This window comes from Massilia soli, assembly GCF_016809835.1.
Classification (GTDB): Bacteria; Pseudomonadota; Gammaproteobacteria; order Burkholderiales; family Burkholderiaceae_D; genus Telluria_A; species Telluria_A soli.
Genome location: NZ_JAFBIL020000001.1, coordinates 227,232 through 247,707, shown reverse-complemented (window position 1 = coordinate 247,707; position 20,476 = coordinate 227,232). Strand labels below are relative to the sequence as shown.

At 62.6% G+C, this 20,476-nt stretch carries 18 protein-coding genes and 1 tRNA gene; 12 read left to right on the top strand and 7 right to left on the bottom strand.

Features of this window, described 5'->3' with window-relative positions:
- The first annotated feature begins 3 nt into the window (after positions 1–3).
- Complete coding sequence (locus tag I4X03_RS01115) at positions 4–1,140, top strand: deoxyguanosinetriphosphate triphosphohydrolase (protein ID WP_223464496.1); 1,137 nt, start codon at positions 4–6, stop codon at positions 1,138–1,140.
- Between the two features lie 347 nt (positions 1,141–1,487).
- Here the strand turns inward: I4X03_RS01115 and mutY are convergent, their stop codons facing one another.
- The 3 genes from mutY to mutM are packed head-to-tail and all read right to left on the bottom strand — an operon-like array spanning position 1,488 to position 5,369.
- Positions 1,488–2,591, bottom strand: a complete 1,104-nt coding sequence (gene mutY, locus I4X03_RS01110; RefSeq protein WP_223464495.1) for an A/G-specific adenine glycosylase — start codon at positions 2,589–2,591, stop codon at positions 1,488–1,490.
- Positions 2,588–4,516 (bottom strand): dynamin family protein, encoded by a 1,929-nt coding sequence (locus I4X03_RS01105; RefSeq protein ID WP_223466163.1) that lies wholly within the window; start codon positions 4,514–4,516, stop codon positions 2,588–2,590. The genes mutY and I4X03_RS01105 overlap by 4 nt, the downstream gene beginning before the upstream one ends.
- Before the next feature lie 19 nt (positions 4,517–4,535).
- Positions 4,536–5,369, bottom strand: coding sequence for a bifunctional DNA-formamidopyrimidine glycosylase/DNA-(apurinic or apyrimidinic site) lyase (mutM, locus tag I4X03_RS01100; RefSeq protein WP_223464494.1), 834 nt, complete (start codon positions 5,367–5,369; stop codon positions 4,536–4,538).
- A 160-nt stretch (positions 5,370–5,529) separates the two neighbouring features.
- On the opposite strand from mutM, the gene I4X03_RS01095 reads away from it, so the two are divergent.
- The 7 genes from I4X03_RS01095 to pth all read left to right on the top strand — a co-directional run bounded on the left by I4X03_RS01095 (position 5,530) and on the right by pth (position 11,737).
- Positions 5,530–7,290 carry a tetratricopeptide repeat protein gene (locus I4X03_RS01095; protein ID WP_223464492.1) on the top strand — a complete coding sequence of 587 codons (1,761 nt, stop codon included), beginning with the start codon at positions 5,530–5,532 and terminating at the stop codon, positions 7,288–7,290.
- Between the two features lie 174 nt (positions 7,291–7,464).
- Positions 7,465–8,070 (top strand): outer membrane lipoprotein LolB, encoded by a 606-nt coding sequence (locus I4X03_RS01090; RefSeq protein ID WP_223464490.1) that lies wholly within the window; start codon positions 7,465–7,467, stop codon positions 8,068–8,070.
- A gap of 3 nt (positions 8,071–8,073) precedes the next feature.
- Positions 8,074–8,979 (top strand): 4-(cytidine 5'-diphospho)-2-C-methyl-D-erythritol kinase, encoded by a 906-nt coding sequence (gene ispE / locus I4X03_RS01085; protein WP_223464488.1) that lies wholly within the window; start codon positions 8,074–8,076, stop codon positions 8,977–8,979.
- A gap of 64 nt (positions 8,980–9,043) precedes the next feature.
- Positions 9,044–9,120 (top strand) — tRNA-Gln (locus I4X03_RS01080).
- A 147-nt stretch (positions 9,121–9,267) separates the two neighbouring features.
- Positions 9,268–10,218, top strand: coding sequence for a ribose-phosphate pyrophosphokinase (locus I4X03_RS01075; RefSeq protein WP_223464477.1), 951 nt, complete (start codon positions 9,268–9,270; stop codon positions 10,216–10,218).
- Positions 10,219–10,395: 177 nt separating this feature from the next.
- Positions 10,396–11,019 (top strand): 50S ribosomal protein L25/general stress protein Ctc, encoded by a 624-nt coding sequence (locus tag I4X03_RS01070; protein WP_223464475.1) that lies wholly within the window; start codon positions 10,396–10,398, stop codon positions 11,017–11,019.
- Between the two features lie 133 nt (positions 11,020–11,152).
- A complete protein-coding gene (pth, locus tag I4X03_RS01065) occupies positions 11,153–11,737 on the top strand; it encodes an aminoacyl-tRNA hydrolase (RefSeq protein WP_223464473.1) in 585 nt (194 codons plus the stop codon).
- Positions 11,738–11,768: 31 nt separating this feature from the next.
- Here pth and I4X03_RS01060 read toward each other — a convergent pair whose 3' ends face one another.
- Positions 11,769–12,353, bottom strand: coding sequence for a PEP-CTERM sorting domain-containing protein (locus tag I4X03_RS01060; RefSeq protein ID WP_223464463.1), 585 nt, complete (start codon positions 12,351–12,353; stop codon positions 11,769–11,771).
- 254 nt (positions 12,354–12,607) lie between these two features.
- On the opposite strand from I4X03_RS01060, the gene I4X03_RS01055 reads away from it, so the two are divergent.
- Complete coding sequence (locus tag I4X03_RS01055; protein ID WP_223464458.1) at positions 12,608–13,675, top strand: SDR family oxidoreductase; 1,068 nt, start codon at positions 12,608–12,610, stop codon at positions 13,673–13,675.
- Positions 13,676–13,697: 22 nt separating this feature from the next.
- Here the strand turns inward: I4X03_RS01055 and I4X03_RS01050 are convergent, their stop codons facing one another.
- The 3 genes from I4X03_RS01050 to I4X03_RS01040 all read right to left on the bottom strand — a co-directional run bounded on the left by I4X03_RS01050 (position 13,698) and on the right by I4X03_RS01040 (position 16,992).
- On the bottom strand, positions 13,698–13,922 hold the full coding sequence (locus tag I4X03_RS01050) for a hypothetical protein (RefSeq protein WP_223464456.1): 225 nt from the start codon (positions 13,920–13,922) through the stop codon (positions 13,698–13,700).
- Between the two features lie 114 nt (positions 13,923–14,036).
- The gene (locus tag I4X03_RS01045; RefSeq protein WP_223464454.1) at positions 14,037–15,887 is read right to left on the bottom strand and encodes a DUF3857 domain-containing transglutaminase family protein; all 1,851 of its coding nucleotides are present in this window, start codon (positions 15,885–15,887) and stop codon (positions 14,037–14,039) included.
- Positions 15,888–16,029: 142 nt separating this feature from the next.
- Positions 16,030–16,992: a Bug family tripartite tricarboxylate transporter substrate binding protein gene (locus I4X03_RS01040; protein ID WP_223464452.1), complete on the bottom strand. Its 963-nt coding sequence runs from the start codon at positions 16,990–16,992 to the stop codon at positions 16,030–16,032.
- Between the two features lie 144 nt (positions 16,993–17,136).
- Between I4X03_RS01040 and I4X03_RS01035 the strand changes: the two genes are divergently transcribed.
- The 3 genes from I4X03_RS01035 to bla all read left to right on the top strand — a co-directional run bounded on the left by I4X03_RS01035 (position 17,137) and on the right by bla (position 20,463).
- On the top strand, positions 17,137–18,234 hold the full coding sequence (locus tag I4X03_RS01035; protein WP_223464450.1) for a patatin-like phospholipase family protein: 1,098 nt from the start codon (positions 17,137–17,139) through the stop codon (positions 18,232–18,234).
- Positions 18,235–18,366: 132 nt separating this feature from the next.
- Positions 18,367–19,458 (top strand): redox-regulated ATPase YchF, encoded by a 1,092-nt coding sequence (gene ychF / locus I4X03_RS01030; RefSeq protein WP_223464442.1) that lies wholly within the window; start codon positions 18,367–18,369, stop codon positions 19,456–19,458.
- 129 nt (positions 19,459–19,587) lie between these two features.
- Positions 19,588–20,463, top strand: coding sequence for a subclass B3 metallo-beta-lactamase (gene bla / locus I4X03_RS01025; RefSeq protein WP_223464439.1), 876 nt, complete (start codon positions 19,588–19,590; stop codon positions 20,461–20,463).
- The last annotated feature ends 13 nt before the right edge of the window (positions 20,464–20,476 follow it).

The window sequence follows — 20,476 nt, the reverse complement described above, 5'->3', positions numbered from 1 at the left end:
GCCATGACGCCCGAACAGTACCTGGCGCCGTATGCCGTGCAATCGGCCAGTGCGCGCGGGCGCCGCTTCGACGAGGCCGCGCACGCCTCGCGCAGCCAGTTCCAGCGCGACCGCGACCGCATCATCCACTGCTCGGCGTTCCGCCGGCTTGAATACAAGACCCAGGTATTCCTGAACCACGAAGGCGACATGTTCCGCACGCGGCTGACGCACAGCCTCGAAGTGGCGCAGATCGGCCGCTCGCTGGCGCGCAGCCTGCGCCTCAACGAAGACCTGGTCGAAGCGGTCTCGCTGGCGCACGACCTTGGCCACACGCCGTTCGGGCATGTGGGGCAGGACGTGCTCAATGAATGCATGAAGGAACACGGCGGGTTCGAACACAACCTGCAGAGCCTGCGCGTGGTCGACACGCTGGAGCAAAGCTATGGGGCGTTCGACGGCCTGAACCTGATGTTTGAAACGCGCGAGGGCATCCTCAAGCACTGCTCGCTGACCAACGCGAAGGCGCTTGGACCGGTGGCCCTGCGTTTCATCGACCGCACCCAGCCCTCGCTGGAAGCGCAGCTGACCAACCTGGCCGATGAAATCGCCTACAACAGCCACGACATCGATGACGGACTGCGCTCAGGGCTGATCACGATCGAGCAGCTTGAAGAGGTGGAATTCTTCGCGCGGCTGTGGCATGAGGTGCAGACCACGTTCCCCGGCGTGTCGGGGCGGCGCGCGATCTACGAGACGCTGCGGCGTTTGATTACCGCGCTGGCCGACGACTTGATCGCCACGTCCAGCGCCTTGCTGGCGGACGCGCAGCCGGGCAGTGTCGATGAGGTGCGCGCCAGCGCGCCGCTGATCCGTTTTTCGGATGGGATGCGCAAGGATGCGACGGAGCTCAAACGCTTCCTGCGCCAGAACCTGTACCGGCATTACCAGGTGAACCGGATGCGGGTAAAGGCCAGCAAGATCGTGCGCGAGCTGTATGAAGCCTTCAGCGCCGAGCCGGTGTTGCTGCCGCCGGATTATCAGGATGGTACGGGCGACCAAGCCAGGCAGGTGCGCATGATCGCCGATTACATCGCCGGCATGACCGACCGCTATGCGATTCGCGAGCATCGCAGGATTTTTTCGCTGGAAGAGCTGTAACTTCGTCGTTCCCGCGCAGGCGCGCTGCTGTCCGGAGTATTCTGCTTGAGACGAATCGCTTGGCAGCCAGGCGTCGTTTTAGAAGCTACAGCCACGACGAAATCGGCAATGCAGGCCAACGTCGCCCCTGCGAAGGCAGGGGTCAATACCGAACATGCCGAGTATGGACCCCTGCCTTCGCAGGGGCGACGTTGAATCTTGCATTCCAAGTCTCAACGTCGCGATTTCTGTGAGTGCCCCGACTCCGATTGACGCAACGGCACTGTCAACAGCGGCGCGCAGGCGGGAATCCATAGCGAGCAGGCGCTGATGGCTTGCATAGGTTTCCACTTGCGCGGAAACGACGGCTATTTGAACAGCGAGGGTGTCGCCAGCTGCGCCAGCAGCTTCTTCACCGGCGCAGGAAGCGGCGCTTGCTCAATCTTCGCCATATCCCACCACACGTAACGCGCGTCGAGTTCCGCGCGCTCTGCCAGCCCGATACGATACGGCGCAATATGCAGCTTGTAATGCGTGAACACGTGCACCAGCGGCAGCAGCGCCTCGGTCTCGACCACGTCGCCGAACGCCCCCGCGGCCAGCACCATATCCTCGATCGCGGCCGCGTCCAGCTCGCGCGCCTGATGCCCGTCGCGCTCCGGCAGCGACATCAGGCCGCCCCAGATGCCCGAATCGGGACGCTGCTCGAGCAGCACCTGGCCGCCATGCAGCACCACCATCAGCGCCGCCTGCTTTTCCGGCACGGTCTTCTTCGGTTTGCGCACCGGCAGTTCCGCCGTGCGCCCGGTCGCATAGGCCACGCAGCGCTGCTGCAGCGGACAACGCCCGCAATCGGGGCTGCTGCGCGTGCATAGCGTCGCTCCCAGGTCCATCAAGCCTTGCGTGTACGATTCGATGCCCTCGGCCGGCAGCAGCGCGTCGGCGCGGCGCCACAGTGCGTCCTCGACCGGCTTCAAGCCGGGGAACTGGTCGATGCCGAAGGTGCGTGCGAATACCCGTTTGACGTTGCCGTCCAGGATCGCGGCGCGCGTGCCGTTGGCGAACGCCGTGATCGCCGCGGCCGTCGAGCGGCCGATGCCGGGCAGGTCGGCGAGCAGCGCCGGGTCGCTCGGGAACACGCCGTCATATTCCGCCATCACGCGCCTGGCGCAGGCGTGCAGGTTGCGCGCGCGGGTGTAGTAGCCAAGGCCGCTCCACAGCGCCATCACGTCTTCGGACGGGGCGGATGCCAGGTCGGCGAGGGTAGGGAAGCGCTCGAGGAAGCGCGCGTAATAGCCAAGCACCGCGCTGACCTGGGTCTGCTGCAGCATGATCTCGGAGAGCCAGATGCGGTAGGCGTCGCGCGTGTTTTGCCACGGTAGCGCGTGGCGGCCGTGCGCCTTCTGCCAGCCGATGACGGCTGCCGAAAACGTCGGGTCGGCCAGGTCGTCGAATTCGGTCGCGCGTTTCACGCAGCCGCTTCCAGGAGGCGCAGTTCGGATTCGATCGCCCGGGTGACGCCGCCCGCCAGCTGGGCGATGCGCGCCTTGAGCCGGTCGAGTTCTTCCTGGGTGCTTTCGAACGAGGAGATCTTCTGTTCCAGGCTGTCGGTGGCGTCGTGAATGCGCTGGATCGAGGCGAGGCGGTGCTTGAGCTGGTCCTTGTGCTGCCTGATCTGCGATTCGAGCGGCGCCATCACGACCTTGAGCCACGCTTCGACATCGGCGTTGGCGGCGCGGTAGCTGCGCCGCACGCGCGAGGCGATCGAGTCGAAGAAGCGTTCCATGATCGCGTTTCGGCTGCTGATGATCAGGGTGGTGGTGCCGAACTGGCGCGCGTAGGCGTCTTCGATGGCGTCGATCTCGCGCTTGTACTTGTTGAGCGAGAAAGGCATCGGGATCGACAGCGAGAGGCCGTGTTCGACCGAGAATTTCCGGTACATCGATTCCATCATCGCGCTGATTTCACCGATCTTGATGTTGGACGAATCAAGGTTGCGGCGGGCCTGGTCGAAGAACTGGCGCACCGGGCCGCGCATGCCGGTGGCAAAGCGCGTGGCCGCCATCGCATCGCGCACGCCGTCGATTTCCTTCTGTACGACGTCCATGCCGAGCGTGGTGTACAGCTCCGTGGACAGGCGCGCGAACACCGAGCGGGTGCCTTGCAGCTTGATCAGGCTGGCGTCGAATTCTTTTTTCTCGACGTCGATGCGGCGCATCATGTGGGCCACGACGCTCTGGTTCTTGCCGCGCAGGCTTTTCAGTTCCTGCAGCTGTTCGACGATGTCGCGGGTGCGCGCGGTGACCATGCCTTGCTGCGCACCTACCACGCTGGCCATTTCCTCTGCCAGCTGGGTGCGGATGATGTCTTTCTTTGACGGGATCAGTTCGTGGAACAGCGCACTTTCGAGGGCGTTCAGGCGGCTTTTCTCCAGCAGCGCCATGTCGCCGTTGATTTTGCCGACCAGCGCCTTCTGCGCCGAGACCGGGTATACCTTGCCGGGGTCGAGCGCGAGCAGCTGGGCGACGCTGGCGCGCTGGCGCTCGATGTCGGCGTCGTTCTCGGCGTCGGTTTTCAGCTCGTCCCACATGGCGTCGATTTTATTGAGCACCGCGATGCGGCCCGGACCGGCGCCGATGTGGGTGCGCCAGACTTCGATGTCGCTCTTGGTGACGCCGGTTTCGGCGGCCAGGATGAACAGCACCGCGTGGGCGTTGGGGATCAGGTTCAAGGTCAGCTCAGGCTCGGTGCCGATGGCGTTCAGGCCGGGCGTGTCGAGGATGACCAGGCCCTGCTTGAGCAGCGGGTGCGGGAAGTTGATGATCGCGTGGCGCCACAGCGAGATCTCGACCTCGCCCTGGTCGTTCAGCGATGCCGCCGCATCCGGGTCGGTTTCGTCATACAGGCCGAAGCGGGTGGCTTCGGCCACGCTGACGTAGCGGGTCAGGCTGACCTGCTTGAAGGTGTCGATCATGCTGTCGGGCGCGTCCAGCGACAGCGGCAGCACCGTCCATGCGGAGGGGTCGTCGCGGTAGTCGCTGGTCGACAGCTGGGCGCCGCGCGTTTCGATCGGCAGCAGGCGCAGGCAGGGCGCATACGACGGGTCGTACATCAGCTCGGTCGGGCACATGGTGGTGCGGCCGGCCGACGATGGCAGGATGCGCTGGCCGTAGTCGGCGAAGAACAGGGCGTTGATCAGCTCGGACTTGCCGCGCGAAAATTCGGCGACGAAGGCGACCGACAGTTTGTCGTCGCGGATGCGGTCGAGCGCGCGGGCGACGCCCTGCTCGCTGGCGGCGTCGCCGAGTCCGGCCTGGCTGACGCCGGCCTGATACGCTTCAAGCGCCGCCGCCACGTTCTGGCGCCACGCGCTGTACTGCTCGAAATCCTGCACCATTTTGCTCACATTGCCCTCGTCATTTCTGACAATTTACACAATAAAAAGTCGACCGCTGACCCTGCTTGATCTGGCGTATCTCGGCCAAACAGTTTCTGCACGGCATCCCTGCACGATCATAGACGAAATATGTCTGCTGGAAATAGCCCGATTGTCCATTTACGGCAATAAAGTCACGCAAAGTGCTGCCTCCTTGCACAATCGCCTCGGCAAGGATCTCCTTGATGGCCAGCGCCAGGCGGTCATAGCGGGCGGCGCTGATGCGTCCTGCATGGATTTTCGGGTTGATCCCGGCCCGGAACAGGCTTTCGCAGGCGTAGATGTTGCCGACGCCGACCACGATGTCGCCGGCCAGCAGCACCTGCTTGACCGGCGCCTTGCGTCGGCGCGTGGCGCGAAACAGCGTCTCGCCGGAGAATCCATCTTCCAGCGGCTCGACGCCGAGGCCGCGCAGCAGCAGGTGCTCGTCGAGCGCGCCGTCCTCGTTGCCATGCCACAGCACCGCGCCGAAGCGGCGCGGGTCGTGCAGGCGCAGCACCTGGCGGCCATCCTGCCCGGCGACGATCAGGTCGAAATGATCATGTTTCTTGAATTCGGTGCCGTCGGGCAGTACGCGCAGATGGCCGGACATGCCCAGATGCACGATCAGGGTGCCGTGGCTGAAGTGAATCAGCAGATATTTGCCGCGGCGCCCGGTCGACAGCACGCGCTGGCCGGCCAGCAGCTTGTCGAGCCCGGCGGGGAAGGGCCAGCGCAGGCCGTCGCGGCGCAGCAGCACGCCTTCGACCATGCGTCCTTCGATATGCGGCGCGACGCCGCGGCGCGTCACTTCAACCTCTGGCAATTCTGGCATCTGGGTGGGCTTGGATCGTGTACATTGGGGCAGCGGGGGCGGGTGCGCACGCGACCGGGAGGTTAGGCGTAGAATCAGAAATCATCGATGTCATTCTGGAATTGCTTTGAAAAACGCTTTCGTCATTGTAACCCTCTCGGGTCTGTTAACGGCGTGCGCTGTGGCGCAACTGCCGCAGCCGGATGCCGTGCCGCCCGTGCAGGAAACACCTGCCGCGATTGCCGATGCAACCGCTGCCGCCGATGCCAGCGACGACGCCGATAATGCCGCCGCCGAGGAGGCCAGCGAGTTCGCCAAGTTGCCCAAAGTCGCGCTGACCGGCGACCTGCTGTACAAGCTCATGAAGGCTGAGCTCGACTTCCGCGAAGGTAACTGGCAGGCGCCGTACGCGGCGCTGCTCGAGGCCGCCAAGCTGACGCGCGACCCGCGCCTGCCGCGCCGCGCCGCCGAGATGGCGCTCAGCGTGAACGAGCACCAGAGCGCGATGGCGGCGGTCGGCGTCTGGCGCGAACTGGTGCCAGATTCCGAAGAAGCCGCGCGCGCCTACCTTGGGCTGGCGGTTCTCAACGACAAGCTGCCGGAAGCGGAAGCCATTCTCAGGCAACGCCTTGCCGAGGCCGCCATGGATGAACGCGGCGCTGCCATGTTCCAGACGCGCCAGTTCCTCAGCCGCGCCAAGGACAAGGCGGCCGCGGCAGCCATGTTCGAGCGCCTGCTGTCGCCATACCGCCACATGGTCGAGGCGCGTATTTTGCTCGCGCAAAGCGCGTTCGCCCGCGGCGACAAGCCGCAGGCCGAAACCGAGGCGCGCGCGGCACTGGCGCTCAAGCCCGATTCCGAAATCGCCATGCTGACGCTGGCGCAGGTCGCCGTCGACCAGGGCAGTGTCGAAGCGATGCTGGCCAAATTTATCGCCGCCAATCCGAAAGCGCGCGAGGTGCGCGCGGCGCACGCACGCTTGCTGGTAGACCAGAAACAGTTTGAGAAGGCGCGCGATTCGTTCGAGGTGCTGCTGAAGGATCAGCCGGAAGACCTCGGCACGCTGTATGCGCTGGGCATCCTGTCGATGCAGCTGGACGACCCGGCGTCCGCCGAGGAATACCTGATTCACTTCACCGAGGTACTGGCCGCGAGCCCGGAGGACGAGCGCGATCCGTCGCGCGTGCTGCTGATGCTGTCGCAGCTGGCCGAGCAGCGTGGCGACCTGGCTGGCGCGTTGAAATGGATCACCAGTATCGAAAGCGACGACCCGGCGCTGTACTTCGGCGCGCAGGTCAAGCGCGCGCAGCTGATGGCCAAGCAGGGTGAACTGGCGGGAGCGCGCAAAGTGCTGGCGGGGTTGTCGCCATCGGAGGCGGCGCAGCAGGCGCAGGTGGTACTGGCCGAGGGCCAGATTTTGCGCGACGCGGGGAAGGGCAAGGCGGCCTATCAGGTGCTGGAAGATGGCGCGCGCAAGTTCCCGAAAAATCCGGATTTGCTGTACGACTTCGCGCTGCAGGCTGAAAAAATCGGGCGCGTCGACGTGATGGAAAAAGCGCTGCGCGACGTGATGGCGCTCGCGCCGGACAATCACCATGCGTACAACGCGCTGGGGTATTCGCTGGCCGAGCGCAACGTGCGGCTCGATGAGGCGCTGGTGCTGATCGACAAGGCGCTGAAAATGGCGCCGGATGATCCGTTCATCATGGATAGCCTGGGCTGGGTGCATTACCGGATGGGCAACCTCGATGCCGCCGAGACCCAGCTGCGCAAGGCGTATGCGCTGCGCAAGGATGCCGAGATTGCGGTGCACCTGGGCGAGGTGCTGTGGCGTAAGGGCGCGCAGGAAGAGGCGCGCAAGCTGTTGCGCGAAGCGCGCGCGAAAGACCCCAAGAACGATACGCTCAGGAACACGCTGGCGCGGCTTCAGCTCAAGCTCTGAGATAATTGGCGACACGGTAAGCAATCGGCGGATGCGCTTACGCTGATCCGCCCTACGAATTCCAAAACTTTTCCGTCATTCCCGCGAAAACGGGAATCCATGCGCCGCGTGAGACACCGTCGCGGCATGGGTTCCCGCCTTGGCGCGAACGACGGGGCTTCTGAACTGGCTCGAATGAATAATCAACTGATCAAACTCGTCACCACAACGTGCGCGGCTATCCTGCTGACAGCCTGCGCCACCACCGCGCCAACGAGCATGTCGCATGCCCCGGTCGCCGCTTACCGCGACGCGATCGACCTGGCCGGCCGCCTGTCGGTCAACTACGAACGCGACGGCAAGCCGGAAACCTTGTCCGGCAAGTTCAATTGGTCGCAGAAAGGCGAGCGGATCGATGTCGCGCTGGCGTCCCCGCTCGGCCAGACGCTGGCGAAAATCATCGTCACGCCGGAATCGGCAACGCTGACCCAGACCGACCAGGCCCCGCGCGTGGCCAAAGACATCGACAGCCTCACCGCCCAGACGCTGGGCTGGTCGCTGCCGGTCTCGGGCTTGCGCGACTGGCTGCAGGGCTACGCCACCGGCCCCGGCGGCAAGCGCTTTACCGCCTCGCCGGCCAGCAATTCCGTCACCACCGCCGATGGCTGGCAACTGACCTTCGTGTCGTGGCAGGACGAGAACGCCGCCCAGCCAGCACCGAAGCGCATCGACGCCGTGCGCGCCGCGACTGCCACGTCCGAGCCGCTGGCATTGCGCATCGTTATCGACGCACAGGGCTGAACGATGGCGCTGCATGCCTTGCGCGATTGTCCCGCGCCGGCCAAGCTCAACCTGTTTTTGCACGTGTGCGGCCGCCGTCCTGACGGCTATCACCTGCTGCAAACGGTGTTCCAGATGGTCGACCATGGCGACACGCTGCATTTCGCCGCACGTGACGACGGGCAGATTCGCCGCCTGACCGAGGTGGCGGGCGTGCCGGAACAGCAAGATCTGATCGTGCGCGCCTTGCGCCTGCTGGCGGCTGAATTCGAGCGCCGCCATGGCCGCGCCGCGCCGGGGATCGATGTCGAGATCGACAAGATCCTGCCGATGGGAGGAGGGCTGGGCGGCGGTTCATCCGATGCGGCCACCGCGCTGATGGCGGCCAACCATTTGTGGCAGGCCGGTCTGGACCGCGAGGAACTGATGGCGCTGGGCTTGCCGCTGGGCGCCGACATTCCGTTTTTCATCTTCGGCCAGACCGCGTTTGCCGAAGGCGTGGGCGAGGCCCTGGTGCCGGTGGCGGTGCCGGCGTCCTGGTATGTGGTGATCGAACCGGGCATTTCTGTGCCTACTGCGGCAATTTTTTCGTCAGGGGATTTGACAAGGAACACGGAACCCGTCACAATAGCGGACTTTTCCAGATGCCTCGTGAGTCAAACGAATCCGGGCGGGTTTGGAAAGAACGACTTGCAAGCTGTAGCAGAGCGCTTGTTCCCGCCGGTAGCCGAGGCGGTCAAATGGCTCTCGCAGTTCGGCAAAGCCAGGATGACTGGCTCAGGGGCGTGCGTGTTTTGCGCGTTTTCCACCGAAAGCGAAGCCGACCGGGTGCTCAGTACTGTGCCTGCCGTCTGGACCGCGTGGAAAGCGAAATCGCTGGCACGACATCCACTGGCTGAGGTGTTGCAAGTTGGTGGAGTTTTAGACTAGAATTCGTTTGGCGTTTTGTTCGGCGTGAGTCACGTTGAATGGTACGACAAGCAGTCAGTTGCGTAGGGGAATCGCCAAGCTGGTTAAGGCACTGGATTTTGATTCCAGCATACCAAGGTTCGAATCCTTGTTCCCCTGCCATTCAATTTTGCCTGGTCTGTCGATGCGAAGTCAGCGTCCAGCAGGTAAAGTCGGTGGCCTCGCTCTCGCGAGTCACTTTTAACACAGCGCCGCGCGGTAACCCGGGCGGCGACATTCAAGATTCAACGCTTACCTCTTGGGACTCCCATGGCTTACGAAAACCTGATGGTTTTTACCGGCAACGCTAATCCTGCGTTGGCAGAAGGAGTCGTAAAAAATCTCAGCATCCCCCTCGGCAAGGCAGTCGTGTCCAAATTTTCGGACGGCGAAGTCATGGTCGAGATCAACGAGAATGTCCGCGGCAAAGATGTGTTCGTTCTGCAGTCGACGTGCTCGCCGACGAACGACAACCTGATGGAAATCATCCTGATGGTCGACGCGCTCAAGCGCGCTTCCGCAGGCCGGATTACCGCAGCGATCCCTTATTTCGGTTACGCCCGCCAAGACCGCCGTCCGCGTTCGGCGCGCGTGGCGATTTCGGCGAAAGTTGTCGCCAACATGCTGGAAGAAGCCGGCGTCGAGCGCGTCCTGATCATGGACTTGCACGCTGACCAGATCCAGGGCTTCTTCGATATTCCTGTAGATAACATCTACGCTTCCCCGATCCTGCTGGGCGACCTGCAAAAGCGCAACTACGACGACCTGCTGGTGGTCTCGCCGGACGTCGGCGGCGTGGTGCGTGCCCGTGCGCTGGCAAAGCGCCTCGGCTGCGACCTGGCCATCATCGACAAGCGCCGCCCGAAGGCGAACGTGTCGGAAGTGATGAACATCATCGGTGAAGTCGAAGGCCGCAACTGCGTGATCATGGATGACATGGTCGACACCGCGGGCACGCTGACCAAGGCTGCCGAAGTGCTCAAGGAGCGCGGCGCCAAGAAAGTGGTGGCTTACTGCACGCACCCGGTCCTGTCCGGCCCGGCGATCGACCGCATCAGCGCGTCGCCGCTGGACGAACTGGTGGTGACGGACACGATTCCGCTGTCGGCCGCGGCCCAGGCCTGCACCAAGATCCGCCAGCTGACCTGTGCACCGCTGCTGGCTGAAACGTTCAAGCGTATCAGCAAGGGCGACTCGGTCATGTCGCTGTTCATCGACTAAGCGGTCGAACCAATTAGCTGTATTCATGCGGCGCGCTGGCGAAAATGCCAGCGCGCCGTTGTGTCTTCAAGGTTTTAACCTTTCTTGGGTGCGAAGCTGCACCCATTCTTGAGCCTCCTGGTCGCGGGAGGTCTCACAACGCAGGGCGATCAAGCCCCGCATTTTTTGGAGTTTCACATGAAAGTTATCGCATTTAACCGCACTCTGCAGGGGACCGGAGCGAGCCGCCGCCTGCGCAATGCTGGCCAGACCCCAGGCATCATCTACGGTGGCGCAGAAGCCCCGGTACTGATCGCCCTGGATGGCAACGCCATGTGGCACGCGCTGAAGAAAGAAGCGTTCCACGGTTCGATCCTCGACCTCGAAATCGACGGCAAGACCCAGCAAGTTCTGCTGCGCGACTTCCAGATGCACGCATACAAGCAACTGGTTCTGCACGCTGACTTCCAGCGCGTTGACGCATCGAGCAAAGTGCACAAGAAAGTAGCACTGCACTTCATCAACGCTGACGTTTCGCCAGCGGTCAAGCTGCACGGCGCAACCGTGTCGCACGTCATGCAAGAAATCGAAATTTCGTGCATGCCAGCTGACCTGCCAGAGTTCATCAATGTTGACCTGGCAAACATCGATGTCGGCCATTCGATCCACGTCGCTGACCTGACGCTGCCAAAAGGCGTGACCGCAATCACCCACGGCACCAACCAGACCGTCGCTACCGCAGCTGTACCAGCAGGCCACGTTGCTGCTGAAGCTGCAGCAGCAGAGCCTGCAGCTGAAGAAAAGCCAAAAGCGAAGAAGTAATTCGCAACGCCGCAGCGATGCGGTGTGCCGGAAAACCCCGTAGGCCTTAGCGTGCTCAACATCGCGCTAAGTGCAAACGGGGTTTTTTTTGTCTGTTTTCACGGATAATAGTGTTTTTTGCATTTGGAACAACATGCCAATTCGCCTGATCGTCGGCCTGGGCAACCCCGGGCCCGAATATGAACTGACCCGCCACAACGCGGGCTTCTGGCTGGTCGACAACCTCGCCAACAGCCTGCCCGGCTGCCGCCTGCAGCGCGAATCGCGCTTTAACGCGCTGGTCGCCAAGACGGCGATCAAGGGCCAGGAAGTGTGGCTGCTGGAGCCGCAGACCTTCATGAACCGCTCCGGACAGTCGGTGGGCGGGCTGGCGCGCTTCTTCAAGATCAACCCGGATGAAGTGCTGGTCGTGCACGACGAGCTCGACCTGGCGCCTGGCGTGGTCAAGATGAAGAAGGGCGGATCGTCAGGCGGGCACAATGGCCTGAAGGACATCACCGCAGCGCTGGGCACCCAGGATTACTGGCGCCTGCGCATCGGCATCGGCCACCCGCGCAGCCTGAATTCGCAGCAGGCGGTGGCCGATTTCGTGCTGCACCGGCCGCGCAAGGAAGAGCAGGTGCTGATCGAGGAATCGATCGAGAAGAGCCTGCGCGTGCTGCCGCTGGCGATCGAAGGCAAGTTCGATATCGCGACGATGCAGCTGCATACCGCCTGACAGCAGCACCCACGCGCAGCCCTTCACCAGGTCAGCGCAGACGCTTTTTGCCAGCAAACAGCCCGGCCAGGCCCAAGCCCAACAGCGCCAGGCTACCTGGCTCGGGTACGTCGACTGGATCCGGCGTATCGTTCACAGTGATGTTGTCGATCAAGAAATAGTTGCCGAAGTCGAAGCTAAGTGTATCGATTTCCGCGAAATTGCCGGTGACCTGGGTCCATGCGCCGGAACTATTACTGGACACGTGGCCAACAGCGATGCCGTTGCGGTAGCCGTAGACGTTGCCGGTGCGGTCCGAGCCGCTGAACCAGTTTTTCACCCACAGGCTCTGAAACGAAAATGTGGAACCGTCGTCACGGGTCATCTGGCCGGCGGAGCCGTAATTGTTCAGGGCGGCGTAGTTGCCGCTGTACGCAGGCCCGGTGCCGCTCCAAGGGCTGTCGCTACCGATGTCGACGTTATCCATATTGAAGCTGAAGCGAAAACCGTCGATCGCGTAGCTCAAATCATTGACATTGCGTGGTGTGCCGGTGGCATCGAAGTCGATCACGGTTGCCATGGCGGGCGCGCTCAGAACGGCGCTCATCAAACATAATGCAATAATGCTTTTTTTCATTTTAATTTTCCTAGTTGAAAGACTAATTGCGTATGTAGCAATCATCATGCCAGGATGCAAAAGTTCTTAAAAACAAGCACTTACAGATGTCATCCGCCTTAGATGTAAAGATTTTCGACAACAGGGGGAATGCCGTGGGTGTGTGCGCGAGTGGTCACCCTTTCCCGGTGTACCGGACGGCACGTACAGGACGCCCAACGTACAGTGCCTCTGGACTGCAGCTAGAATAGGGGATCGAACCGGAAGGGAATGCCATGAAACGAATTGCTTTGGTAGCGGGTATTACTGGCATCGGGGGCAGCCAGGTCGCCCGCGAATTGCTGGGTCATGGATGGGATGTGATGGGACTGTCGCGCCGCGCACCGCTCGATCTGCCCGGGGTCCGGCACATATCGGCCGACTTGCTGGACCCGTCTGCCTTGAAGGCCGCGCTGGCCGATGTGGCGCCCACGCACCTGTTCATTACGACGTGGATGCGGCAGGAAACCGAAGCGGAAAATATCCGCGTCAATGCCGCGCTCGTGCGCAACCTGCTCGATGCGCTGTCGTCGAAAAAAAGCTTGCGCCACGTCGCCCTCGTTACCGGTCTGAAGCATTATCTCGGCCCCTTCGAGGCGTATGCCAGCTCCGGCACGCTGCCCGATACGCCGCTGCGCGAAAGCCAGCCGCGCCTGCCGCTGGATAATTTCTACTATGCGCAGGAAGACGAGGTGTATGCCGCTGCCGAACGCGACCGCTTCACCTGGAGCGTGCACCGCCCGCACTCGATCATTGGCCTGGCCGTCGGGAATGCGATGAACATGGGCACGACGCTGGCGGTATACGCGACGCTCTGCAAGGAAACCGGGCGGCCGTTCCAGTTTCCCGGATCGGAAGCGCAGTGGAAGGGGCTGACCGACGTAACCGACGCGCGCATGCTGGCCAGGCAGCTGGTCTGGGCGGCCGATACCGATGCGGCCAAGAACGAAGCCTTCAACATCGTCAATGGTGACGTGTTCCGCTGGAGCTGGCTGTGGCCGAAACTGGCCGGATGGTTTGGCGTCGAAGCGGCCGGCTACAGCGGCCGGATTCAAGCGCTGGAAGTGGCGATGGCGCAGGATGCGCCGCTGTGGCGCCAGATCGCTACCAGGCACGGCCTCGCAGAACCCGAGCTCGACCGCCTGGCATCGCCGTGGCACACCGACCTCGATTTGGGACGGCCGCTGGAAGTCATGACCGACATGGCAAATAGCCGCCGCCTCGGGTTTTCAGCCTACCAGGCGACCGATATGTCGTTCTTCGATCTGTTTGGGCGCTTGCGAGCCGAGCGCCTGATACCTTGAGCGTTTCTCACCGCATCCTCAACTAGCTGCGGCTCGTCGCCGCGGAACAAACAGCGAGGATTACGCCGGTCAGCAGAATCGGTATGGTAGCGCTGCCATCTCCGATAAGAACTGAAACGATCGCGCCTGCAACCGTCACGGCTAGCGCGCGCGGCCAGCGTTGTTTTGAGAAATGGAAGGCGAGATAGAGTGCAACGATCCCTGCCACTCCGAGTGCGCCAACCCACACCCAAAGATTATCCGTCATGTTGAAGTCCGTTTAAGTGAATGCGGTCTCACTGACCGGCCGCTCCGCTTAGCATAGCAGAATGCCTTGGTGGTAAAAGTCACCTACTGTCACGATTGACCATAAATAACTGCGTCAGGTTCCCCGGACAATAATCTGGCCTTTCAAGTCGCGCATGATGCGCTGGAGCGTCGGGTTGAAGCGCTCGAAATCGGCCGGCGTGCACACGGCCTTGTTGGTGTGGAACTTGAGCGCACGGCTGACCACGACTGAATTTCCTTTGCGGATATATCTTGCGTCATATGTGAAGTACGCATCCTCCAAGTGAAACGGCGCGGGCACGGCGAGTATCTCGATGCCGGTCGCGAATTCAAACGTCGTCTCGTCGCCCACGTCATAGCCGAAGCATGAAAAATTCTGGTGACGCTTGTTTTCGCTGGCAAGCTGGTAGGCCGCGTCGCCCAGGCCGCCCCAGAAGTTGATCGACGTCCGCACACCCGTCGGTCCCGGCAGGTTGATGAAATTGTCGCTGCTTCCCTTGAAGCCGAACGCATAGTCGCCGTCCGCGCCGTTAACGTTGCCGGGATCGAACACGCCGCTGCCTTGCTGGCCCATTTCCTTCAGCAGCCGTTCGACCAGCATGTCGCGATCGGCCTGGTCGGTATCGCGGACGATGCGGCGAAAGTGCTCGGCAATGGCACCGCCGGCGGTCTTGTGCACGCGTATGCCGGTCTTCCCGTCCGCCTGCACGCTGTAGGTGGCGATGTTGTGGTGCCGAATCGCCTGTGCATCCGGGGTTCTGCCGATCGTGCCGGTTTTGGTCAGCAGCACAGGTTTGCCAAGTTCGTCGTTGAGCAGGTAGCCAGCGGCGACATCGGCCGCCGTCGAATCGAGGTAGAGATCGAGGCCGGGAATGTAAGTGATCACATGATTGAAGACGCCCAGCGTCGGCACCGATGGGAGCCGGTAGGCGTTCCCGGAATTGATGAGCGCCGGGGTGCTCGCGATATCGACCGCGTTGAGCATCGCCTCAAGCAGGACCGCATGGTCCTTGCAGTCGCCATAGCGGTTATCGAGTACCGTCGAGGCGGCGTGCGGCACGACGCCGCCCGCGCCAACATACACAGCGACATAACGGATATTTTTACGCACCCAGTCGGACAAGGCGAGCGCCTTCGCGCGGGGTTGTGCGAGTCCCGACGTAACGCTGCGCGCCAGTGTCGCGATGGCCGGGGTGACTGCGGCCTTGTCGCCGGCGCGCGCGTGATAGGCAGTGGCGAAGGCCGGATAGTCGGCGAAGGTCGATACCGCGAGCCGCTTGCCGTAGTCAAAATAACTGACCGAATCTGCCTCCATGCGCTGGTTCGGGCCATCGACGAAACGCCACTGGTAACGCTTGCGGCCGGGAGCGCTGTCAATGTTCACTGTTTCGAAACCCACTGCATCGGCGTACAAAGGCATCGACGCAGGCATGTCGTAGATCAGCTCGAACTGTTTGGTGACGAAGAAATCGGCCGCCGACAAATCCTCGAAGTGCCCCGGCAGCAATGGCGTGTGGCGCTTGCGTACGAAGTGAAGCACCAGCTTGTCGCCCACGGCGACATCGGGAAACACCACCACCTTGACGCGCGTGTCGTGGAACATCGGCGCGTCGGCGGAGCTGGTTTCCTGCTGGTCTTTGATCTGCTCTTTCGTCACCTTGATGATGCGGCCATCGGGCTTGTGCGTATGCGCTTCGAGCGCGACAATTTCTTCCAGCGTGGCGTTGTAGGACACCGCGCGCTGGCTTGCCGCCGGCACGGCGCGAGGTTCGACGATGGTGGTCGTCATGTCCAGCGTGAACACAAAGCTGCCATCCGGATTGACGACAAAATGCTGGCGCTGCCTGTCCATCACCAGCGAGGAATCGGTCCCCGTGTCGGGCAGGGCCGCGAAGGAAGAGGGCGCCGTGAGTGCAAGGCACAGCATCGCAAGCAATCGCAGCATTGTGATTTCTCCGGCAAGACCAAAGAATCCATGCTACCGATGCCGTGCTGTTTCCGTTTGACACCTCGCAAGCTAAAGTGATCGGCGAAAAAAAGGGACCGCAGCGAACTGCGATCCCATTTTGGTCCGGCCAGTGCGTCGTTTAGTCGACAGTTGCGCCGCTTTCCTTGACGACCTTGCCCCAGCGCGCCGCTTCGGCCTGAACGAATTTGCTGAAGTTTTCCGGCGTGTCGCCAACGAAGTCCGAACCGGTTTCGCTACGAATCTTCGTGAACTCAGGCTGCTTCATGACCTTGACGGCTTCGGCGTTGATCTTGGCGATCACATCCTTTGGCGTATTGGCTGGCGCGAACAGGCCATACCAGGCGTACGATTCGATGCCCGCCACGCCCGCTTCGGCGAAGGTTGGCACGTCCGGCAGCAACGGCGAACGCTGTGCGCCCGAAATGGCGATTGGCCGGACCTTGCCGCTCTTAATGTGCGGCATGATCGCGATCGTGCTGTCGAACATCATCGGGATATGGCCACCCAGCACGTCGGCGATCGCCGGCGCGGAACCCTTGTACGGCACGTGGGTCATGTTCAGTTTCGTGACGCTGCTGAACAGTTCCGTGGTCAGGTGCTGTGGGGTGCCGTTGCCCGACGAGGCGTATGAGAACTTGCCGTTGCTTGCCTTGATGTGCGCCATCAGTTCCTTGAGGTTCTTGACGGGCAGCGTAGGGCTGACGACCAGCACGAGCGGCGCGCGCAGCAGGTTGGTGACAGGAACCAGGTCCTTCAAGGGATCGAAGGTCATTTTCTTGTACAGGCTTGGGTTGATGACGATCGGTGCGCTCGACGTGATCAGCAGGGTGTAGCCATCCGGTGCCGCGCGGGTCACGGCCGCAGTGCCGATGTTGCCGCCGCCGCCAGCACGGTTGTCGATGACGAACGACTCGCCGAGGTTTTCCGTCAGGCCCTTCGACAGCGGACGCGCCGCGATGTCGGACGGGCCGCCTGGCGGCCATGGCACGACCACGGTCACGGTCTTGGTCGGCCAGCCCTGGGCAAGTGCGCTGACGGACACGACCGACGCGGCGAAGGCGACGAGGAGAGATTTGTTCATTCTCGAGAGTACACGCATGTTTCACATCCTTTGGTTGGTTGTGCAGATAAACGGACAGATAATGCAAATATATCACCGATAACAGCGCGTGGCTCGACGTGACGCTCGCTGGACGATCTCGCTTTCAGCTACGATAATCGAACAATGAACGCACTTTCCTTCCATGCCGGCCCGCGCGCCCTTGCGCACATCCGCAAGCACGGCCTGCAAGCCAGAGATATTGCGGTCGTCCCCGCTGCTGCCGGCGGGCCGAAAGGCCTGATTTTCCAGGCCTTGGACCAGTGGGTGTTCGGCAGCTGGCTAGCCTCGGCGCCGCGCGAACGGACCCTGATCGGCTCGTCGATCGGCGCCTGGCGCATGGCTGCCGCTTGCCAGGCCGATCCGGTGAGCGCCTTCCAGCGGCTTGGCGACCTGTACTGCGATCAGCGCTACACGGCCAAGCCATCGCAGCAGGAGATCGACGGTGTCTGCCAGAACCTGCTGCGCGAATTTGTCGGCGGGCGCGAGGACGAAATCCTGAACCATCCGCATTACCGCCTCAACCTGCTGACGGTGCGCGGCTTGCGCGGCCTGGCCTCGCCCGCCCACCCGCGCGCCGAGATGCGCGGCTTTGCGACGGCGTCGCTGCTCAACCTGGCCTCGCGCAACCGGCTGGCCCACATGCTCGAACGCGTGGTGGTGGGCGACCGCCGCGACACCTCGCCATGGCTGCGCGAAAAGTTTGATTCCTTCACCACGCATTTTTCGCATCTTGACAGCGGCAACCTCGCATCGGCCTTGCTGGCGTCCGGAACCTTGCCGCTGATCATGAGGCCGGTGCGCGATATCGCCGGTGCGCCCGGCGGCGCCTACTGGGACGGCGGCATCATCGACTACCACCTCGCGCTGCCGTATTCGCGGTTGCCACATGGCGACGGCGACGGCTCGCTGGTGCTGTACCCGCACTTTACCGAACACATCGTGCCTGGCTGGCTCGACAAGGGCCTGCCGTGGCGCCGCACGGCGCGCGGCCCGAACCGCGGCTGGCTCGACAATGTCGTGATCGTGGCGCCGACGCCGGCATTCCTGCGCACGCTGCCACTTGGCAAGCTGCCCGATCGCAAGGACTTCAAGCATTACGGCCTCAACCATGATGAGCGGATCCGCAACTGGAAGATCGCGATGTCGCAGGGCCAACGCCTGCGCGACGAACTGGCCGCGTTCAGCGCACGGCCCGACACCGATCTGTTGCGCCCGATCTGACACGTCGCTGGTGCTGTCAAGCTGCCAACTCCGCGCTTTTTGGGGCTAAAAGGGCCTTCGCAGGGTACAATGTGGGGTTAAGGCGCACCTGCGTGCGGGGCGCCACCGTCAATCGAATTAGAAAGTCTTCCCATGAGTCTCAAATGCGGCATCGTCGGCCTGCCTAACGTCGGCAAGTCCACCCTGTTCAACGCCCTGACCAAGGCCGGCATTCCGGCTGAGAACTATCCGTTCTGCACGATCGAGCCGAACGTCGGCGTGGTCGAAGTGCCGGATCCGCGTCTCAAGCAGCTGTCGGAGATCGTCAAGCCTGAACGCATCGTCAACGCCATCGTCGAGTTCGTCGACATCGCGGGCCTGGTGGCCGGCGCGTCGCAGGGCGAGGGCCTGGGCAACCAGTTCCTGGCGCACATCCGCGAAACCGACGCGATCGTCAACGTCGTGCGTTGCTTCGAAGATGACAACGTCATCCACGTCGCCGGCAAGGTCAGCCCGCTGGACGACATCGCCGTCATCCAGACCGAGCTGGCGCTGGCCGACATGACCGCCGTCGAAAAGGCGATCCACCGCGAGCAGAAGAAAGCACGTTCGGGCGACAAGGACGCCGCCAAGCTGGTGTCGCTGCTTGAGCGCATCATGCCGCAACTGAACGACGCCCAGCCGGTGCGCGCGATGGGCCTGTCGGAAGACGAGATGGCCATCATCAAGCCGCTGTGCCTGATCACCGCCAAGCCGGCGATGTACGTGGCCAACGTGTCGGACACCGGCTTCAAGGACAACCCGCTGCTGGACCAGCTGACCGAATACGCCAAGGCGCAGAACGCGCCGATCGTCGCCATCTGCGCCGCGATCGAAGCGGAAATCGCCGACCTGGAAGACGAAGACAAGCACGCCTTCCTGGCCGACATGGGCATGGACGAGCCCGGCCTCGACCGCCTGATCCGCGGCGCGTTCAAGCTGCTGGGCCTGCAAACCTACTTCACCGCAGGCGTGAAGGAAGTGCGCGCATGGACCATCCACATCGGCGACACCGGCCCGCAAGCGGCTGGCGTCATCCACACCGACTTCGAGCGCGGCTTCATCCGTGCCCAGACCATCGCGTTCGACGACTTCATCACCTTCAAGGGCGAAGCCGGCGCGAAGGAAGCGGGCAAGATGCGCGCTGAAGGCAAGGAATACGTGGTCAAGGATGGCGACGTGCTGAACTTCCTGTTCAACGTGTAATTCGTCGAACAGCGTGCCGGGCTCAGCCCGTGCAACAAATAAGCCCCCGGCAGGAATCTTGCGACAGCAAGTTTCTCCGGGGGCTTTGTCGTTCTGACTATAATGCTGAAAAACAATGGAGATGACAAGATGACGAAAGCGGCGACCCTGGCACTGGCACTGGCATTCATGGTCAGCGGGACGGCATCGGCGGCATGGAACGATCCACAGAAGCCGTTCAATGTGTCCGGCAATACCTGGTATGTCGGCACCAAGGAACTGTCTGCCATCCTGATCACCAGCCCGCAAGGCCATGTCTTGCTCGACGGCGCGGTGCCGGCATCGGCGCCTTTCATTGAAAAGAACATCAGGGAGCTGGGCTTCAAGGTCGAAGACATCAAGCTGATCCTCAATTCCCACGCGCATATCGACCATGCGGGCGGCATCGCGGCGCTGCAGCGCGCCAGCGGCGCGCTGGTTGCGGCCAGCGCACACGGCGCACAGGTGCTGGGCGACGGCACCATCGGCAAGGACGATCCGCAATTCACCGCCGAGAACGCCGATCACTTCCCCAAGGTCGCGCACGTGAAAGTGCTGAGCGACGGCGAGGTGCTGACCGTCGGCCCGATTTCCGTTACCGCACACATGACGCCAGGCCACACGCCAGGCAGCGCTTCGTACAGCTGGACCTCGTGCGACGGCGCCAGGTGCCTCGACGTGGTCTACGCCGACAGCCTCACGGCAATTTCCCTAGGCGACTATCGCTACCTCGGCGGCAAGGGCGCGCCGGATGTATCGAAGCGCTTCCAGGCCAGCATCGACAAGATCGGCGCGCTGAAGTGCGACGTGCTGCTGACGACCCATCCTGGCGCATCGGGCATGATGGAAAAACTCGCGGCCAAAACGCCGGCGCAGAACACGTTCATCAACGACGCCGCTTGCCGGGAATTGGCCAGCCGCGCAAATGCCGGCCTTGCCACCCGCCTGGCGACTGAGCGCGGCGAAAAGCCAGCTCCGGTAAACTGACATCCTTACTAAA

Bases quoted from the DNA above. Each gene is read 5' to 3' on its own strand.
- ychF (WP_223464442.1), top strand. From the start codon at position 18,367: ATGAGTCTCAAATGCGGCATCGTCGGCCTGCCTAACGTCGGCAAGTCC.
- I4X03_RS01115 (WP_223464496.1), top strand. From the start codon at position 4: ATGACGCCCGAACAGTACCTGGCGCCGTATGCCGTGCAATCGGCCAGT.
- I4X03_RS01105 (WP_223466163.1), bottom strand. From the start codon at position 4,516: ATGGTGCAGGATTTCGAGCAGTACAGCGCGTGGCGCCAGAACGTGGCG.
- I4X03_RS01055 (WP_223464458.1), top strand. From the start codon at position 12,608: ATGAAACGAATTGCTTTGGTAGCGGGTATTACTGGCATCGGGGGCAGC.
- I4X03_RS01075 (WP_223464477.1), top strand. From the start codon at position 9,268: ATGGCTTACGAAAACCTGATGGTTTTTACCGGCAACGCTAATCCTGCG.
- I4X03_RS01060 (WP_223464463.1), bottom strand. From the start codon at position 12,353: ATGAAAAAAAGCATTATTGCATTATGTTTGATGAGCGCCGTTCTGAGC.
- bla (WP_223464439.1), top strand. From the start codon at position 19,588: ATGACGAAAGCGGCGACCCTGGCACTGGCACTGGCATTCATGGTCAGC.
- mutM (WP_223464494.1), bottom strand. From the start codon at position 5,369: ATGCCAGAATTGCCAGAGGTTGAAGTGACGCGCCGCGGCGTCGCGCCG.
- I4X03_RS01040 (WP_223464452.1), bottom strand. From the start codon at position 16,992: ATGAACAAATCTCTCCTCGTCGCCTTCGCCGCGTCGGTCGTGTCCGTC.
- I4X03_RS01050 (WP_223464456.1), bottom strand. From the start codon at position 13,922: ATGACGGATAATCTTTGGGTGTGGGTTGGCGCACTCGGAGTGGCAGGG.
- I4X03_RS01070 (WP_223464475.1), top strand. From the start codon at position 10,396: ATGAAAGTTATCGCATTTAACCGCACTCTGCAGGGGACCGGAGCGAGC.
- I4X03_RS01045 (WP_223464454.1), bottom strand. From the start codon at position 15,887: ATGCTGCGATTGCTTGCGATGCTGTGCCTTGCACTCACGGCGCCCTCT.
- pth (WP_223464473.1), top strand. From the start codon at position 11,153: ATGCCAATTCGCCTGATCGTCGGCCTGGGCAACCCCGGGCCCGAATAT.
- I4X03_RS01090 (WP_223464490.1), top strand. From the start codon at position 7,465: ATGAATAATCAACTGATCAAACTCGTCACCACAACGTGCGCGGCTATC.
- ispE (WP_223464488.1), top strand. From the start codon at position 8,074: ATGGCGCTGCATGCCTTGCGCGATTGTCCCGCGCCGGCCAAGCTCAAC.
- I4X03_RS01035 (WP_223464450.1), top strand. From the start codon at position 17,137: ATGAACGCACTTTCCTTCCATGCCGGCCCGCGCGCCCTTGCGCACATC.